The organism is Streptomyces sp. JHA26 (assembly GCF_002005565.1).
Classification (GTDB): domain Bacteria; phylum Actinomycetota; class Actinomycetes; order Streptomycetales; family Streptomycetaceae; genus Streptomyces.
Genome location: NZ_BDJC01000006.1, coordinates 61,398 through 78,467 on the forward strand (window position 1 = coordinate 61,398; position 17,070 = coordinate 78,467).

A 17,070-nucleotide genomic window follows, 5' to 3' on the forward strand; every position below is an offset into this window, starting at 1 on the left:
GCAGTGAGCGATACACGCAACGGGTGTTGCACATGATGCAACACCCCACCTCAGGGAGGCTCCATGGCCCTCGACACCGGTACCGAAGCCCTCGCCCGTCTGGCCGAGGAGCACGTCGACCACCGCTTCAAGGGCCTCCCGCCGGACGCCGCGGGCCTGACCGTCGCCGAGCTGGCCGCCCAGCGCCGCAATCTCTTCACCGGCGGCTTCACCACCCCCGTGCTGGCCCTGTCCGCCGAGCGCCTGGAGCACAACCTGGAGCTCATGGAGGCGTACGCCGCCCGGCACGGCCTCGCGTTCGCCCCGCACGGCAAGACCTCGATGGCCCCCCAGCTCTTCCACCGGCAGATCGAGCACGGCGCCTGGGGCATCACGCTGGCGGTGCCGCACCAGGTGTGGGTGGCCCGCGCCTTCGGCATCGGGCGGATCTTCCTGGCCAACGAGCTGGTCGACGCCGCCGCCCTGCGCCGGATCGCCGCCGAGCTGGACGCCGACCCGGACTTCCGCTTCGTCTGCTACGTCGACTCCGTGCGCGGCGTGGAGCTGATGGACGCGGCGCTGACCGGCGCGGGGGCCTCCCGCCCGGTGGACGTCGTGGTCGAACTGGCCGCCGGCGAGGGCGCCCGGACCGGGGTGCGCACGGAGGCGGAGTGCGCGGCGGTCGCCGACGCGGTGGCCGCCGCACCGACGCTGCGGCTGGCCGGTGTCGCCGGGTACGAGGGCGAGGTGCCGGACGCCGACCCCGAGAGGGTGCGCGCCTGGCTGCGGCGGCTGGTCGCCCTGGCCGTGGACCTCGACAAGGCCGGGCGGTTCACGGGGCTGGAGGAGATCGTGCTCAGCGCGGGCGGCAGCGCCTGGTTCGACGCGGTGGCCGACGTGTTCGCCGAGGTCCCGGACCTCTCCCTGCCGGTGCTGAGGCTGCTGCGCTCGGGCGCCTACGTCTCGCACGACGACGGGCACTACCGCGAGCTGACCCCCTTCAACCGCGTCCCCGCCGAGGGCGCCCTGGAACCCGCCTTCCGGCTGTGGTCCCAGGTCGTCTCGCGCCCCGCCCCCGGGCAGGCCTTCACCAACGCGGGCAAGCGGGACGCCGCGTACGACCTCCACCTGCCCTTCGCCCAGGTGGTCCGTCCCGCGTCCGGCGGCCCCGAGCGTCCGGCGGACGGCGTCACGGTGACGGGCCTGTCCGACCAGCACGCCTGGCTGGCCACGGCCCCCGAGGCGGAGCTGGAGGTCGGCGACTGGGTCGGCATGGGCCTGTCCCACCCGTGCACGTCCTTCGACAAGTGGCAGCTGATCCCGGTCGCGCAGGCGGACGGGACGGTCGTCGACTACGTCCGCACGTTCTTCTAGAGGAGGCCCTGGTGGAAGAGCTGGTCATCCGGGACGCCGAGGTCGTCGACGGCACCGGTGAGCCCTCGTACCGCGCCGACGTGGTCGTCGACGGCGGGCGCATCGTGTCGGTCGTCAAGGAGGCGGCGGCCGCCGGCTGCCAGCGTCCCCGGGCCCGCCGCGAGCTGGACGCCGAGGGCCTCGCCCTGGCCCCCGGCTTCATCGACATGCACGCCCACAGCGACCTGGCGCTGCTGCGCGACCCCGACCACAGCGCCAAGGCGGCCCAGGGCGTCACCCTGGAGGTCCTCGGGCAGGACGGGCTGTCCTACGCGCCGGTCGACGACCGCACCCTCGGCGAGGTGCGCCGCGCGATCGCCGGGTGGAACGGCCCCGGCGACGACGTCGACTTCGACTGGCGGTCGGTCGGCGAGTACCTGGACCGGCTCGACCGGGGCGTCGCCGTCAACGCCGCCTACCTGATCCCGCAGGGCACGGTCCGCGCCCTCGCGGTCGGCTGGGAGGACCGCGAGGCGACACCGGCCGAGCTGGAGCGGATGCGCCGGCTGGTCGCCGAGGGCATGGAGCAGGGCGCGGTCGGCATGTCCTCCGGGCTGACCTACACGCCGGGCATGTACGCGAAGGACGCCGAGCTGACGGAGCTGTGCCGGGTGGTGGCGTCGTACGGCGGCTACTACTGCCCGCACCACCGCTCGTACGGGGCGGGGGCGCTGGAGGCGTACGAGGAGATGGTGGAGCTGACCCGCGAGGCCGGCTGCCCCCTCCACCTCGCCCACGCCACCATGAACTTCGGCGTCAACAGGGGCAGGGCGCCCGAGCTGCTGACGCTGCTGGACGACGCGCTGGCCGCCGGCGCCGACATCACGCTCGACACCTACCCGTACACCCCCGGCTGCACGACCCTCGTGGCGCTGCTGCCGAGCTGGGCCGGCGAGGGCGGCCCGGAGCGGATCCTGAAGCGGCTGGCGGACGACGACACCGCCGAGCGGATCCGCCACCACCTGGAGGTGACCGGCTCCGACGGCTGCCACGGCGTGCCCGTGGAGTGGGAGACCGTCGAGATCTCCGGCGTGGCCGACCCGGCGCTGGCGGAGTACGTGGGCCGTACGGTCCTGGAGTCGGCGCGGGCCCGCGGCGAGACCCCGTGGACGGTCGCCCGGCGCCTGCTGCTGACGGACCGGCTGGCCCCGACGATCCTCCAGCACGTCGGCCACGAGGAGAACGTCCGCGCGATCATGCGCCACCGCGTCCACACCGGCGGCTCGGACGGCATCCTCCAGGGCAGCAAGCCGCACCCGCGCGCCTACGGCACCTTCCCCCACTACCTCGGCCACTACGTCCGCGAGCTGGGCGTGCTGTCGCTGGAGGAGTGCGTGGCGCACCTCACCGGGCGCCCGGCGGCCCGGCTGCGGCTGCCGGACCGGGGCAGGATCCGCGAGGGGTACCGGGCCGACCTGGTCCTCTTCGACCCGGCGACGGTCGCGGCCAGCAGCACGTACGAGGATCCGCGCCGGCTTCCGACGGGCATCCCGTACGTGCTGGTCGACGGGCGGTTCGTGATGGAGGACGGGCGGCGCACCGACGTGCTGGCCGGACGGTCGGTGCGCCGCGTTCCGCGCTGAGCCGCGGCCGGGCCGCGGCCGGGACTACGGCTTGGGCAGGACGCAGCCGCTGCGCGCGAGGTCGAGCTTGTTGTCGGGGCCGAAGCAGGCGGGGATCCGGTAGGTCTGCTGGGCGTAGTTGATGCCCTCGCGGACCGTCACCGTGCCGTCCTCGGCGACCTCGCAGGGGTTGTTCTCGGTGCAGCGTCCGCCGTCCTCGTTGCCCGTGTTGTTGACGGCGACGACCTTGCCGGTGGCGTTGTCGACGACGGGCGAGCCGGAGGTGCCGCCGATGGTTTGGCAGGCCGGGGTGTAGCGGACCGAGTCCTTCCAGGTCCACTCCCCCTCCTTCAGGCGGTAGGCGAACCCGTCGACGGCGCAGGCGTAGGTCCGCTTCCAGTAGCCGGAGACGACGGTGATCGCGGTGCCGGCCGTGGGGTGGGTGTCGTCGAGCGTGAGCGGGCTGATCCCGTAGGAGCTGCGGATCTGGGCGTACGTGCGGGTGAGCTGGTAGAGCGAGACGTCCGTGTCGGTCATCGTCGCGTAGGCGATCCTGCTGGCGCGCAGGGTGCCGACGCGGGTGCCGGAGGAGTTGAGCAGCCCGAAGGACCGGCTGGAGGGCTGGTTCACGACGACCTCGCCGGCCGCCGGGAAGCCGGTCTCCAGGCAGTGGCCGTTGGACATGACCAGCGCCGGGTCGTCGTCCTCGGAGGCGGGCAGGCGGACGACGGAGCCGGAGCAGTTGCTGAGCGAGACGGTGCCGGCGAAGGTCACGGCGCGGACGGCGGGAGCCGCGGGTGACGCGGGTGACGCGGGAGCCGTGCGTGTCGTGGGTGAGGCGGGAGCCGCGGGTGACGCGACCGCCGGTGCCACGCCGATCCCGGTGACGGCCAGGGTGGCGAGCGCGGCAAGGAGAGGCTTGTTCATGTGGGGTCCCCTCTATGGAGGGCACCGGCCGGAGGTCTTCCGGACGACGCCCTGATTGTCATGAGCATTGTCATGACGGGGAGGGGCGTGGACAAGGAGCCCTATTCGGACGCCAGTTGGCGCGATCCGGCCCGCCGGGCCCGGGCGGAGGCGGCCGCGACCACCCGAACGCGCGCATCTCACGTGGTGGAAAACACGACCCGGGGCCCGTGACCGGGCCGTAAGCTCGCGGACATGCAGGTGATCCAGTCGACCAAGCTCGCCAACGTCTGTTACGAGATCCGGGGCCCGGTGCTCGAGGAGGCGATGCGGCTGGAGGCGGCCGGTCACCGCATCCTGAAGCTGAACACGGGCAACCCGGCGGCCTTCGGCTTCGAGTGCCCGCCCGAGATCCTCGAGGACATCCTCCGCAACGTCTCGACGGCGCACGGCTACGGCGACGCCAAGGGCCTGCTGGCCGCGCGCCGGGCGGTCGTCATGCACAACCAGACCCTCGGCATCGAGACGGACGTCGAGCACGTCTTCATCGGCAACGGCGTCTCCGAGCTGATCGTGATGGCGATGCAGGGCCTGCTGGACGACGGCGACGAGGTCCTCGTCCCGGCGCCGGACTACCCCCTGTGGACGGCCGCCGTCTCCCTGTCCGGCGGCACGGCGGTGCACTACCGCTGCGACGAGCAGTCCGACTGGATGCCGGACCTCGCGGACGTGGAGCGCAAGGTCACCGACCGCACCAAGGCGATCGTCATCATCAACCCGAACAACCCGACGGGCGCGGTGTACGACGAGGAGGTGCTGCGCGGGCTCACCGACATCGCGCGCCGGCACAACCTGCTGGTCTGCTCGGACGAGATCTACGACAAGATCCTCTACGACGACGCGGTGCACATCCCGACGGCCGCGATCGCCCCGGATCTGCTCACGCTCACCTTCAACGGCATGTCGAAGGCGTACCGGGTGGCCGGCTACCGGGTCGGCTGGATGTCCGTCTCGGGGCCGCGCGCGCACGCCGAGTCGTACATCGAGGGCCTGACGATCCTGGCGAACATGCGGCTGTGCGCCAACATGCCGGGCCAGCACGGCGTGGTCGCGGCGCTCAGCGGGCGGCAGACCATCAAGGACCTGGTGCTGCCGGGCGGGCGGCTGCGCGAGCAGCGGGACGCGGCGCACGAGGCGCTGACCAGCATCCCGGGCGTGACCTGCGTGAAGCCGAAGGGGGCGCTGTACCTCTTCCCGCGCCTCGACCCCAAGGTCTTCAAGATCAAGGACGACCGGCAGATGGTCCTGGACCTGCTGCGCCAGGAGAAGATCATGGTCGTCCAGGGCACCGGCTTCAACTGGCCCGAGCCCGACCACTTCCGCGTGGTGACCCTGCCGACGGCCACGGACCTGCGGGAGGCGGTGGGCCGGATCGGCAGCTTCCTGGACGGTTACGGCCAGCCTTGAGCCGCACCCCGACACCCCTCAACTTTAGATTGAATCCAATGTAGGATGGTTTCCTGAAATCGTTCAGGAGGCCGTCCCATGTACGAACCGATCCGCAGCAAGTCGGTCCACAGCACGACGGCCGGCAGCACCCCGGACTTCCCCCACCGGTCCCGCGAGGAGGAGCTGGACATCCAGCTCGCGGGTCATCTCGCGGCCCTGCTCGCCGCCACGGACGAGCTCCGCGCCCTGGCCCCCTCCGAGGACCTGGACACGGCCGCCGACCGGCTCGCGGAGCAGGTCGCCCGGCTGCGGGGAGGCCGCGCACCGGCCCGTGCGCCGCTGACCGCCGCGCCGTCCGCTCCGCACCCGGCGGCACTGCACCGCCGGGCGCACACCCTGGCGAGCCGCACCCTGGTGGTGGCCGCCTCCCGCGCCGACACGGCGGTCGCGATCCTGACCGCCGAGCGCATGGACGCCCACGCCGCCGCCCTGGAGCCGCGCGAGCTGGCGTCCCACTGAGCCCTCACCGGGCTCTCCTCGACGGCCCCGGCCCGCGCGCACCCGCAGCGACGCGCGGGCCGGGTGCCATGCACCGCGTGGCTTGAGCGGGGGGCTCGCTTCGGCGCCGTTGTGTGTCTTGTCGTCCGGCGGCTTTCCGTCGTCCGTGGTTGCTCGCGCAGTTCCCCGCGCCCCTTCGTGGCGCTCGAACGTCGAAGGGCCGGGTCCGTCGCACGCCGTTGTGCGGGGACCCGGCCCGAGCGGGGCCTCCTCGTGCTCCGGGACATCGAGCTACTGGAGCGAAGGAGGTCCCTCGCGGCCGGCCTTCGTGACGACTTCGCAGGTCAGGGCTAGTCGGACCGGCCGCGGAACCAGGGGGGATCAGCCCAGGCGCTTCACCAGCGCGTGGTACTGGTCCCACAGCTCGGCGGGCGTGTGGTCACCGAAGGTGTTGAGGTGCTCGGGGACGAGCGCCGCCTCCTCGCGCCACACCTCCTTGTCGACACCGAGCAGGAAGTCCAGGTCGGACTCGGGCAGGTCCAGGCCGTCGGTGTCGAGGGACTCCTTGGTCGGCAGGACGCCGATCGGGGTCTCGACGCCGTCCGCCTTGCCCTCCAGGCGCTCCACGATCCACTTCAGGACGCGGCTGTTCTCACCGAAGCCGGGCCAGACGAACCTGCCCTGGTCGTCCTTGCGGAACCAGTTGACGTAGTAGATCTTGGGCAGCTTGGACTGGTCCTTGCCCTTGGCGACGTCGATCCAGTGGCCCATGTAGTCGCCCATGTTGTAGCCGCAGAACGGCAGCATGGCGAACGGGTCGCGGCGCAGCTCGCCGACCTTACCCTCGGCGGCGGCGGTCTTCTCGGAGGCCACGTTGGCGCCGAGGAAGACGCCGTGGTTCCAGTCGAAGGACTCGGTGACCAGCGGTACGGCCGTGGCGCGGCGCCCGCCGAAGAGGATCGCCGAGATCGGCACGCCCTTGGGGTCCTCCCACTCCGGCGCGATGATCGGGCACTGCGCGGCGGGCGTGGTGAAGCGGGCGTTGGGGTGCGCGGCGGGCGTACCGGACTCGGGCGTCCAGTCGTTGCCCTTCCAGTCCGTCAGGTGGGCCGGGGTCTCCTCGGTCATGCCCTCCCACCACACGTCGCCGTCGTCGGTGAGCGCGACGTTGGTGAAGACGGAGTTGCCCCACAGGGTCTTCATCGCGTTGGCGTTGGTGTGCTCACCGGTGCCGGGCGCGACGCCGAAGAAGCCGGCCTCGGGGTTGATGGCGTACAGGCGGCCGTCCTCGCCGAAGCGCATCCAGGCGATGTCGTCGCCGATGGTCTCCACGGTCCAGCCGGGGATCGTGGGCTCCAGCATGGCGAGGTTGGTCTTGCCGCAGGCCGACGGGAAGGCGGCGGCGACGTACCTGGGCTCCCCGGTGGGCGGGGTCAGCTTCAGCACCAGCATGTGCTCGGCGAGCCAGCCCTCGTCGCGGGCCATGACGGAGGCGATGCGCAGGGCGTAGCACTTCTTGCCGAGCAGGGCGTTGCCGCCGTAGCCGGAGCCGTAGGACCAGATCTCGCGGTCCTCGGGGAAGTGCGAGATGTACTTGGTGGAGTTGCACGGCCAGGGGACGTCCTCCTGGCCCTCGGCCAGCGGGGCGCCGACGGAGTGCACGGCCTTGACGAAGAAGCCGTCGTCACCGAGCTCGTCCAGGACCGGCTGTCCCATGCGGGTCATGGTGCGCATGGAGACGGCGACGTACGCGGAGTCGGTGATCTCCACGCCGAGCGCGGACAGCGGCGAACCGAGGGGGCCCATGCAGAAGGGCACGACGTACATGGTCCGGCCGCGCATGGAGCCGCGGAACAGGCCGCCCTCGCCGCCCGTGCCCCGGAAGATCTCCCGCATCTCGGCGGGGTCCTTCCAGTGGTTGGTCGGGCCGGCGTCCTCCTCCTCGGCGGAGCAGATGAAGGTGCGGTCCTCGACGCGGGCGACGTCGGACGGGTCGGAGGCCGCGTAGTAGGAGTTGGGGCGCTTGATCGGGTCGAGCTTCCTGAAGGTGCCCTTCGCCACGAGCTCCTCGCACAGGCGCTCGTACTCGGCCTCGGATCCGTCGCACCAGACCACGTTGTCCGGCTGCGTCAGTTCGGCGATCTCGTTCACCCACGAGATCAGCTCCTGGTGCTGGGTGGGGACGACGGGGGGAGCCACGATGTCGCGCGCCACGATTGCTCCTAAATGAGGGATTTTTGGTTGGAGGCCCCGTGGGGGCTGCGACCCGGATGCGTCACGCGAGGAGCTCACGCTGCTCATCCGGTGCCGACCGCACTCATTTGATCATCCGATGAGAGTGCCCATATGTCCAGAGGGCCTCACACCTGAGCGGGGTGAGGATCGCCACGTACCAGTGGTCGCCCCCGTGTTTTTTTGCGTGCGCCTGAAGTTCGCCTGGAACTTCTTTTACTTCGGCGGCCGGCGACGCCCGGGCGGAGGCGCGGACGGCACGCGTACGGGACGCCGGGGCGGGTACTCCCGTGAGACGATGACCGCGCACCGTTCGTCCGACGTCTGTACTGATGCGTAACTTACGGTCCCGTAGGTACGATGCGACCATGACTGCGTCCGCTTCCGACACGCCCAGGGACACGCCGGCCGTCGGCCGCGGTCCCGTGGCGCTCTCCCTGCCGCATCCCGTCAAGCCCAAGCTGCGCGGCTGGCTGCACCTCGGAATGTTCCCGGCCGTCCTCGTCGCGGGCCTGGTGCTCACCGTCCTCGCCGACACGTCCGAGGGGCGCATCGCCTGCGGGATCTACGCCGTCACGGCCTGCCTGCTGTTCGGCGTCAGCGCGCTGTACCACCGGGGCAACTGGAGCCCGCGCATGGACGGCATCCTGCGGCGGCTCGACCACGCCAACATCTTCCTGATCATCGCGGGCACCTACACCCCGCTCACGATGCTCCTCCTGCCGGACGCCCAGGGGCAGTGGCTGCTCTGGGGCATCTGGGCCGCCGCGGCGGCGGGCATAGTCTTCCGGGTCTTCTGGGTGGGCGCACCGCGCTGGCTCTACACCCCCTGCTACCTCGCCATGGGCTGGGCGGCCGTCTTCTACCTCCCCGACTTCATGCGGGCGGGCGGCGTCGCCGTCCTCGTCCTGGTGATCGTCGGCGGGATCCTCTACAGCGTGGGCGGCGTGATCTACGGCCTCAAGCGACCGAACCCCTCACCGCGCTGGTTCGGCTTCCACGAGGTCTTCCACGCCTTCACCCTGGCGGCCTTCATCGCGCACTACGTGGGGATCTCGCTGGCGGCGTACCAGCAGGCCTAGGGCCTCACGGCCGCGGTGTCCGACAATGGACCCCATGACGGCCGCACCTCCCTCCCCGCTCTCCCCCGCCGACCGTCCGCGGCCCGGCCTGCGGGAACGCAAGAAGATCAAGACCCGCGAGGCGATCCGCGCCGCGACCTACGGGCTGATCCGGGAGCAGGGGTACGAGACCACCACGGTCGAGCAGATAGCCGACCGCGCCGAGGTGTCGCCGTCCACCGTCTTCCGCTACTTCCCCGTCAAGGAGGACATCGTCCTCACGGACGCCCACGACCCGGCCCTGCTGGAGGAGTTGCGGGCGCGGCCCGCGGACGAGCCGTGGCCGGTCTCCGTCCGGCACGTGATGCGCACGGTGATCGGCCGGGGCGTCGAGGCCGAGCCCGAAGCGGCACGGCTGCGCACCCGGCTGGTGTCCGAGGTGCCCGCGGTGCGCTCCCGGATGCTGGAGGGCCTGTCGGTCACCGGCCGTCTGCTCGGCCGCGCCGTCGCCGACCGCACCGGCCTCGACCCCGACGGCCTGGAGACGCGGGTCCTGTCGGTGTCCCTGGTCGCCTGCCTGACGGAGGTCTCGCGGTACTGGGCCGAGCACGGCCACGAGGAGGACCTGGCCGACCTGGTCGACCGTGCCCTGGACGTCCTGGAGCACGGCCCGCCGCCCCGGGCAGAGGCCTGAGGACGCCGGTCCCCCGCGTGGCATCCTGACCGGGTGAACGGTCCCGAGATCCACGTCGAATTCGCCCCCGGACTGCGCCTGTTCGTCCCCCGGGCCCGCCCCACCGGCACCGTCCGCGCCGCCACCGACGGCGTCTCCACCCTCGGTCACGTCGTCGAGTCCCTCGGCGTCCCCCTGACCGAGGTCGGCGCGCTCCTCGTGGACGGCCGCGAGGTGCCGCCCGGACACGTCCCCGCCGACGGCGAGTCGGTGACCGTGCGGGCCGTCGAGCACCCCCAGCGGGTCCCGGGCGCGCCCCTGCGCTTCCTGCTCGACGTGCACCTGGGCACCCTCGCCCGCCGGCTGCGGCTGCTCGGCGTGGACACGGCCTACGAGTCGACGGACCTCGGCGACCCGGCGCTCGCCGCGCTGTCGGCGGCCGAGAAACGGGTCATGCTCAGCCGCGACCGGGGCCTGCTGCGCCGCCGCGAGCTGTGGTCCGGCGCCTACGTCTACAGCACCCGCCCCGACGAACAGCTCCGGGAGGTCCTGGACCGCTTCCGGCCCGAGCTGCGGCCCTGGACCCGGTGCACCGCCTGCAACGGTCTGCTGAGGGAGGCCTCCAAGGAGGAGCTGGCGGACCGGCTCGAGGGCGGCACCCAGCGGTCCTACGACGTCTTCGCGCAGTGCACCGCGTGCGGGCGCGCGTACTGGAAGGGCGCGCACCACGAACAGCTGGAGGCCATCGTGGAGCGCGCCCTCACCGAGTCCGGGCGGGACCGTTAGCGCCGCCGCGCCAGGTCGCCCCTCCCGCAGGCGACGCCGTCGTGGTCGGGATCCAGGCGCAGCGGGTCGTCCTCGCCGTCGACCTCCAGGCGGCCGTAGTCGTTGCGGGCCAGCCAGGCGCAGCGGGCGGCCGTCGTCTTCTTCACCTCGGCCGGGAAGGCGGTCGGCACGCAGACGTTGGCGGAGCCGTAGTGCCGGTCGCAGCCGGAGACGGTGGGGCGGACCGGCTGCGAGGCGCGCTTCCTGCCGGGGCCGGTGACCTTGCCCCGGGGGGCGTCGGCGAAGGAGTGGACGTGCGCCGAGGCGTCCTTCGCGGCGAGGGCCGCGGGGCCCTTCAGGTGCACCCACTTCGCCACCGAGGGCACGCCGTTCGCGTCGACCGCGAAGAGCATGTACCAGCCGGGCGGGGCCAGGTCGGGGTTGCTGGTCACGTTCAGGTCGACGTTGTTCCCGTCCACGGACAGCGGCAGGTCCACGAACCGCTGGTTCGGGTCGGAGGAGTGGGTGACGGCGGCCGGGCGGATCAGCTCGGCCTTGGCGATCGGCCGGTCGACGGTGATCCGCTGGGTGTCGCCGTAGGTCCACTCGGTGTCGATCACCGAGGTGATCACGGGCCGCTCCCCCTTGAACAGGTACGGGGGCGTGTAGACCGACACGTCGTGGTTCCAGGAGCCGTTGCCCGGGTTGTCGCCGGTGGACATCACCCGGCCGTCGGGCAGCAGGAACGACGACGAGTGGTAGCCGCGGGCCTCCGGGTCGGCGGCCACCGGGTCGAAGGTCTCCGTCTCCGGGTCGAAGACCGAGGCCTCGAAGACCGGGTTCGCCCGGTTGTGCAGCGCGCCGCCGGTCTCCAGCACCTTGCCGTCGGGCAGCAGCACCGCGGAGACGTACATCTTGCCCTGGTTCCCGGTCTCGGGCACCGGCCCGGCGCCGAGGTCGACCGTGCCCTGCGGGAGCGGGGGCCCGGCGACGTAGGCCGGGTTCGGCTGCTTGAGGTCGATGATGTCGGTCAGGCGGTTCGCGTCCGGGTTGGAGTCGATGTTGCCGCCGCCGATGGTCAGCACCTTCTGGTCCTGCGCCGGCGGCAGCAGCACGCTGGCCGACTGGTCCCGCACGTCCTTGTCCTGCAGGCCCGGCACCTGGGTGACGGTGTCGGCGTCGTAGTCGTAGATCGCCGCGCCGGTGCCGGGGATGTTGTTGCCGAAGACGTGGCTGCCCGAGTAGAAGAGGCGGCCGTCCTGCATGAGGATCATCGACGGGTACAGGCCCCAGTAGGACCAGGTCTGGTGGACCTGCCAGGTCGGCAGCCACTTCTGCTCGGCGTCGGACCAGCGTTCGGCGGTCACCGAGCCGGTGGAGTCCTCGCGCAGCCCGCCGAAGGAGACGACGTCGCCGTTGCCGAGGATCGTCGCCGACGGGTACCAGTGGCCGTCGTTCATGTCGTTGGTCTTCGTGTAGGTCTCGGTCTCCGGGTCGAAGACGTACGAGTCCTTGAAGCCCTGGTAGCCGACGGTGCCGTCCGCCGACGGGTAGCCGGCGTTGCCGCTCATGACCAGGACGCGGCCGTCCTGGAGCTGGACGTGCCCGGCGCAGAACATGTCCTTGGGCGTGGGGATCGTCCGGTACGCGCCGGTCTGCGGGTCGTACACCGCCGAGGTGAAGGTGCCGGCCTCGAACATCTCCGGGTCGTTGCCGGAGCCCGCGATCAGCAGCACCTTGCCGTTGTGGAGGACGACGGAGTGCATGGAGCGGACCGGGTTGCCGGTGGGCAGCACGTCCCAGCGGCCGTTCGCGCACTCCTCGGCGGTGCCGGTGCACTCCGGTTCCGGGACCGGGTCGGCGACCTGCTCCATCGTGTAGTCGTCGGTGGTCGCGGAGCCGGTGCCGTAGACGGAGACGCCCCAGCTGATGCGGTCGGTGCCCGCCGGGACCTCGGGCGTGCGCACGCTCGCCCGGGTCCAGTCGGCGGCCGTGCCGAGGGTCTTGAGGTCGGTCCAGTACTGCCAGCCCGCGGTGGCGTCGTGCCGGAAGAGGGTCAGGGCGGCGTCCGGGGTGGTGGTCTTGTACCAGAGCGACAGGTCGTACTGCCTGCCCGCCGTCACCACGGGAGCGCACGCGGCGGACTCGGTGATCAGCGCCTTGCGGTCGCCGTCCACCCGGCGGGTCAGCTCGACCTTCATGGCCTTCGAGCCGGTGTGCGCGTCGGCGGTGGTGGTGAAGGAGAAGTCGTTGTCGCCCCAGCCGGACTTCTCCCAGCAGTACGGCATGTCGTCGGTGCCGGCGGTCTCGAAGCCCGGGTTCCGGATCAGGTTGGCGGCGGAGGCGGGCTGGGGGGCGGTGAGCAGGAGGCCGCCGGTGAGGGCGGACACCGCCAGGAGGGCGGAGGTTCTCCTGCGGGGTCTCGGGGGTCGTCTCATGCGTCACTCCTTGACGTACGACGCCGGCGCGGGAGGTACACGAGCGCCTCCGTCCCGGCGAAACGCAGGACGAAGGTGATGACGAGGGCCAGCGCGGTGGCGGGCAGCACGGCCAGCCCGAACCGCCCGACGAGCAGCGCGATCAGCGGGATGCGCAGCACCAGGTCGGCGTTGGCGATCAGCGCGAACCGCAGCGTCCGGTCGGCCCAGTGCCGGTGCCGGCGCCGGTCGCGGAAGAGCAGCCGCTCCAGCAGCAGGAAGTTCCAGGCCACCCCGAGCTGGTTGGCGAGGATCTCGGAGGGCAGGTAGTGCAGCCCCGCCGCGGTCAGCGCCCACAGGGCGGCCAGGTTGGGCACGAAGCCGCTCAGTCCGATCAGTCCGAACACGATCATGCGGGCCGGCGCCGAGGCGGTGCGCAGCCCGGCCAGGTGGCGCAGGAAGCGCAGCCCTTCCCGCGCGGTGGACTTGGACTCGCCCGCGAAGCGCTCCTCGAAGACGAACGGCACCTCGGCGACGGCGTGGGGGCGGTCGCGGACGGCGAGTTCGAGGAGGATCTTGTAACCGAGCGGCTTGAGCACGTCGGCGGTGACCGCGCTGCGCCGGATGGCGAAGAAACCGCTCATCGGATCGCTGATGCCGCGCAGCCGGCGCGGGAAGAGGGCCTTGGCCAGCCAGGTCGCCGCACGCGAGACGGCCACCCGGTAACCGCCCGCGAGCCCGGCCCGGCTGCCGCCCTCGATGTACCGCGAGGCGACGACGAGTCCGGCGCCCGCCCGCTCGCCGGTGGCGACCAGCTCGGGGACCAGGGACGGCGGGTGCTGGCAGTCGCCGTCCATGACGACGATCCAGTCCGACCCGGCCGCCCGGAGACCCTCGACGACCGCGCCGCCGAGCCCGCCGGCCGGCTCGTCGCGGTGCAGGACGGTGACCGGGAAGGGACAGTCCAGCGCCGCCTCCCGGATGACGTCGGGGGTGTCGTCGGTGGAGTCGTCCACGAAGACGACCTCGCAGGGCAGCCGCCCCGGCACCGCCTCGGTGATCCGGTGCAGCAACTGCCGTACGTTGGCCGACTCGTTGAAGGTCGGTACGACGATGGTGACGGCGCCCGGCTCGGGCACCTCCGCGGTCACGGGGCGTACGGCCGGGCGGCCCAGCTCGCCGGGGACGGTGGACTCGTGGCTCATCGGGCGGCTCCGGAGGACTGGACACGGCGGATCTCGATGCGGTCCGCACCGGCACCGAAGACGGCGACCGGGGTGGAGTGGTTCATGGCGGCCCGGACATTGGGCAGGTCGACCGCGTCGCGCCGCACCGTCGGGGAGGCGACCACGTAGTCGAGGTCGCGCCAGCCGCGCGGCATCGTCCTCGTCACCGCCGGGTCGAGGTCCGCCTTGTAGAACCAGATGACGCCCAGCCCGGGCCGGTACCCCGCGTGCACCAGGTCCAGCCACAGCGCGTCGTCGACGAGCACCCGGGTGCCGGCGGGGTCCGCCACCTCCTCGGCCAGCCAGTCGGCGGCGGCCTCGTAGGGGGCGTTGGCGTCGGCGGTGACGGCGGTGCGGTCGCCGTCGTACCAGCGGGGCACGACACAGGCGCCGGCGGCGAGCACCAGCACGCCGGCGAGGGCGTACCGGCCCGCCGTGACGCCCCGCGCCTCGGCCTCGGTGCGCCATCTGCGCAGCACGACGTGGATGACGCTCGCCGCGCCGCCGGCCAGGACCAGGGCGAGGAAGGGCAGGGCCTGGATGACGTACATGGCGGGCAGGTAGCCGTTCGGGCGCAGGGCGAGGGCGGCGAGGATCGCCACCGTCAGCGCCGGTCCCGCCAGGGCCCGCGCGGTGACCGACCAGCGCCAGGTGGCCAGCAGCAGCAGCGCGCCGGCCAGCCCGCCGAGGGGCAGCACGCGGTCGTAGTACAGCCAGGACTGCAGGACGCCCCAGGAACCGGAACCCTGGTCGAGGATGAAGCCGGAGCCGGGCCTGGTCATCTGGTACACGACGCCGTCCCACAGGGAGACGTGTCCGCCGCCCGGCAGCAGCTCGCCCTTCAGCAGGGCGAACAGCGGGTAGGAGAACCCGATGAGCGTGCAGGCCGTGACGGCACCGGTCAGCGCGAACTTGCGGGTGTCGGGATGGCTGTGGCGCCACATGGTGACCAGCAGGGCGGGCAGGACGACGAGCATCGTCTCCTTGGTGAGCACGGCCGTGGCGGCGGCGACGCCCGCGCCGAAGTGGTGCCACAGGTGGCGGCTCGGGGAGGCGGCCAGCGCGAACGCCAGCAGGGTCCACATCACCGCGAGGTTGTCGAGGAAGATCTCCCGCTGGAGCACGACCGACAGCGGGGAGAGCCCGAACAGGGCCATGGCGAGCCCGGCGGCCCAGCGGGGCAGGGAGAGCCGACGGGCGGTGACGTAGACGAGGACCGCGGAGACGGCGCCGACCAGGAGCATCACCGCGCGCATGGTGCCGACGGTCATCGACTCGGGACTGATCAGCGCGGGTACCCAGGTCAGCACGGCTATCTGGATCCAGCCGAGCGGCGGGTGGTCGTACCAGTAGGTGTAGTGGGCGAGGCCGTCGCCCTGCTGGACGGACCAGGCCTGGGCGAGGTAGGTGCCCTCGTCGTCGCTGAGGGCCGGGTAGTCGGAGATGTTCCAGCCCTGCACGACCATGATCACCAGGAGCAGCGTGCCGCACAGCAGCAGGTCGGGCCGCGAGGAGCGGAGCCGGACCGGCGGCGCGGTGCCGTGCGGGGCCGCACCGGTGTCGTGGGCGGGACGGCGTTGCGCGGGGACCGTGGCGCCGGCCGCCGCGGGAAGGGTGGAGGTCACGCGGGAACGTCCTCTCGGTCCACGGTCGCGAGGTGGGCGCCGACATGGCTGGTCAGCTCCCAGTCGTTGCGGCCGCGCTGCTCGCGCCACACGGCACGGACGGCGGCCCCGGCGAGCAGGACCTGGTAGAAGGGGCCGCCGACGATCAGCTTCAGGTAGTGGGTGAAGCGGACGCGCAGCCCGTACTGCTTGCCGAAGTCGTGCAGGCCGACGACCTCGAAGACGAAGGTGACCAGGGCCGTGACGGCCGGCAGGAAGGTGACGAAGGCGATGCCGACGGGCACGTCCAGGAGGAGCGCGACGGCCGCGTTCAGCGGGATGATCACACCGGTGAAGGCCTGGAGGAACGGCGTCATCAGGGTGTAGCGGGCCAGCAACCGCTGGGTGAAGGTGGGCAGTTGCCTCCAGTCCTTCTTCCGGTACACCTGGAGGAACCCCTGGTTCCAGCGGGTGCGCTGCTTGAGCAGCGACATCAGCGTGCCCGGGGTCTCCTCCCGGGTGACCATGTCGGAGTCGTAGGCGACGACGACCTTCTTGCCGGTGCTGGAGAGCCGGACGCCCAGGTCGCAGTCCTCGGCCAGGCATTCGGGGTCCCAGCCGCCCGCCTCGCGGAGCACGTCCGTGCGCACGAAGACGGTGTTGCCGCCGAGCGGGATGAACCCCTTCTGCGCGTGCAGGTGCAGCCGGGAGCGGAACCAGAAGAAGTACTCCAGGCAGTTGCGCAGGCTGTACCAGCTGGAGTGGAAGTTGATCAGCTGGACGCCGCCCTGGACGACGTCGGCGCCGGTGGTGCGGAAGGCGTGGTCGACGTGGGCGAGCAGCTCGGGATGGACCTGGTCCTCGGCGTCGAAGACCCCCACGACGTCACCGCGGCAGTGCGGCAGCGCCGTGTTCATGGCCTTCGGCTTGTTCTTCCTCTCGTGGGTGTCGACGACGACACGCACACGCGGATCGCGACCGGCGGCCCGCTCGGCGACCTCGGTGGTCTCCGGGTCGTCGTGGCCGACGATCACGATGATCTCGAAGTCGGTGTGCGTCGAGGTCAGCAGCCGCTGGACGGTGTGGTCGAGCACGGCCTGTTCGTGCCGTGCGGGCAGCAGCAGCGAGAACGACACGTGCTCGTCGCCGTCGGGTCTGCTGAACCGGGTGGAGGCGAGCACCTCGGGCGTACGCCAGGCGTGCATCTGCCACCACAGCGTGAACGCCGCCATCCAGAAGAGCGCCAGTGAGACGGCGGCGACGAAAACGGACGTCAGCACGGAAA

The 17,070-nt window shown here is 71.9% G+C and carries 13 protein-coding genes; 7 read left to right on the forward strand and 6 right to left on the reverse strand.

Annotation, left to right across the window (positions count from 1 at the left end; all coding sequences use genetic code 11):
• Positions 1-63: 63 nt before the first annotated feature.
• Both JHAT_RS05630 and JHAT_RS05635 read left to right on the forward strand, forming a co-directional pair.
• Positions 64-1,353: an amino acid deaminase gene (locus JHAT_RS05630; protein ID WP_077796911.1), complete on the forward strand. Its 1,290-nt coding sequence runs from the start codon at positions 64-66 to the stop codon at positions 1,351-1,353.
• Positions 1,354-1,364: 11 nt separating this feature from the next.
• A complete protein-coding gene (locus JHAT_RS05635; protein WP_077796912.1) occupies positions 1,365-2,975 on the forward strand; it encodes an amidohydrolase family protein in 1,611 nt (536 codons plus the stop codon).
• Between the two features lie 24 nt (positions 2,976-2,999).
• Here JHAT_RS05635 and JHAT_RS05640 read toward each other — a convergent pair whose 3' ends face one another.
• Entirely contained in the window at positions 3,000-3,881 is an 882-nt protein-coding gene (locus JHAT_RS05640; RefSeq protein ID WP_077796913.1) for a serine protease, read from the reverse strand.
• Positions 3,882-4,115: 234 nt separating this feature from the next.
• Here JHAT_RS05640 and JHAT_RS05645 point away from each other — a divergent pair, with 234 nt between their 5' ends.
• Positions 4,116-5,327, forward strand: a complete 1,212-nt coding sequence (locus JHAT_RS05645; RefSeq protein WP_077796914.1) for a pyridoxal phosphate-dependent aminotransferase — start codon at positions 4,116-4,118, stop codon at positions 5,325-5,327.
• 78 nt (positions 5,328-5,405) lie between these two features.
• Positions 5,406-5,828, forward strand: coding sequence for a hypothetical protein (locus JHAT_RS05650; RefSeq protein WP_077796915.1), 423 nt, complete (start codon positions 5,406-5,408; stop codon positions 5,826-5,828).
• A 360-nt stretch (positions 5,829-6,188) separates the two neighbouring features.
• On the opposite strand, the gene JHAT_RS05655 is transcribed toward JHAT_RS05650, so the two are convergent.
• Complete coding sequence (locus tag JHAT_RS05655) at positions 6,189-8,021, reverse strand: phosphoenolpyruvate carboxykinase (GTP) (protein WP_077796916.1); 1,833 nt, start codon at positions 8,019-8,021, stop codon at positions 6,189-6,191.
• Positions 8,022-8,407: 386 nt separating this feature from the next.
• On the opposite strand from JHAT_RS05655, the gene JHAT_RS05660 reads away from it, so the two are divergent.
• Genes JHAT_RS05660 through JHAT_RS05670 form a run of 3 tightly spaced genes read left to right on the forward strand, consistent with a single transcriptional unit; the run spans position 8,408 to position 10,559 of the window.
• Positions 8,408-9,121: a hemolysin III family protein gene (locus JHAT_RS05660; RefSeq protein ID WP_077796917.1), complete on the forward strand. Its 714-nt coding sequence runs from the start codon at positions 8,408-8,410 to the stop codon at positions 9,119-9,121.
• Positions 9,122-9,146: 25 nt separating this feature from the next.
• On the forward strand, positions 9,147-9,794 hold the full coding sequence (locus JHAT_RS05665) for a TetR/AcrR family transcriptional regulator (RefSeq protein ID WP_077796918.1): 648 nt from the start codon (positions 9,147-9,149) through the stop codon (positions 9,792-9,794).
• A 33-nt stretch (positions 9,795-9,827) separates the two neighbouring features.
• The gene (locus JHAT_RS05670) at positions 9,828-10,559 is read left to right on the forward strand and encodes a Mut7-C RNAse domain-containing protein (RefSeq protein WP_077796919.1); all 732 of its coding nucleotides are present in this window, start codon (positions 9,828-9,830) and stop codon (positions 10,557-10,559) included.
• Here JHAT_RS05670 and JHAT_RS05675 read toward each other — a convergent pair.
• From JHAT_RS05675 to JHAT_RS05690, 4 genes are read right to left on the reverse strand one after another with little or no spacing between them, the layout of a single operon-like run.
• Entirely contained in the window at positions 10,556-12,976 is a 2,421-nt protein-coding gene (locus tag JHAT_RS05675) for a galactose oxidase-like domain-containing protein (protein WP_077796920.1), read from the reverse strand. The genes JHAT_RS05670 and JHAT_RS05675 overlap by 4 nt on opposite strands.
• Positions 12,973-14,160: a polyprenol monophosphomannose synthase gene (locus tag JHAT_RS05680; RefSeq protein ID WP_077796921.1), complete on the reverse strand. Its 1,188-nt coding sequence runs from the start codon at positions 14,158-14,160 to the stop codon at positions 12,973-12,975. The genes JHAT_RS05675 and JHAT_RS05680 overlap by 4 nt, the downstream gene beginning before the upstream one ends.
• Complete coding sequence (locus JHAT_RS05685) at positions 14,157-15,806, reverse strand: phospholipid carrier-dependent glycosyltransferase (RefSeq protein ID WP_077796922.1); 1,650 nt, start codon at positions 15,804-15,806, stop codon at positions 14,157-14,159. The genes JHAT_RS05680 and JHAT_RS05685 overlap by 4 nt, the downstream gene beginning before the upstream one ends.
• Positions 15,803-17,065 carry a glycosyltransferase gene (locus JHAT_RS05690; RefSeq protein WP_077796923.1) on the reverse strand — a complete coding sequence of 421 codons (1,263 nt, stop codon included), beginning with the start codon at positions 17,063-17,065 and terminating at the stop codon, positions 15,803-15,805. The genes JHAT_RS05685 and JHAT_RS05690 overlap by 4 nt, the downstream gene beginning before the upstream one ends.
• Between the last annotated feature and the right edge of the window lie 5 nt (positions 17,066-17,070).

What these genes read in the sequence shown, in the direction of transcription:
- JHAT_RS05630 (WP_077796911.1), top strand. Translation starts at nt 64, where the DNA reads ATGGCCCTCGACACCGGTACCGAAGCCCTCGCCCGTCTGGCCGAGGAG.
- JHAT_RS05640 (WP_077796913.1), bottom strand. Translation starts at nt 3,881, where the DNA reads ATGAACAAGCCTCTCCTTGCCGCGCTCGCCACCCTGGCCGTCACCGGG.
- JHAT_RS05645 (WP_077796914.1), top strand. Translation starts at nt 4,116, where the DNA reads ATGCAGGTGATCCAGTCGACCAAGCTCGCCAACGTCTGTTACGAGATC.
- JHAT_RS05650 (WP_077796915.1), top strand. Translation starts at nt 5,406, where the DNA reads ATGTACGAACCGATCCGCAGCAAGTCGGTCCACAGCACGACGGCCGGC.
- JHAT_RS05660 (WP_077796917.1), top strand. Translation starts at nt 8,408, where the DNA reads ATGACTGCGTCCGCTTCCGACACGCCCAGGGACACGCCGGCCGTCGGC.
- JHAT_RS05665 (WP_077796918.1), top strand. Translation starts at nt 9,147, where the DNA reads ATGGACCCCATGACGGCCGCACCTCCCTCCCCGCTCTCCCCCGCCGAC.
- JHAT_RS05675 (WP_077796920.1), bottom strand. Translation starts at nt 12,976, where the DNA reads ATGAGACGACCCCCGAGACCCCGCAGGAGAACCTCCGCCCTCCTGGCG.
- JHAT_RS05680 (WP_077796921.1), bottom strand. Translation starts at nt 14,160, where the DNA reads ATGAGCCACGAGTCCACCGTCCCCGGCGAGCTGGGCCGCCCGGCCGTA.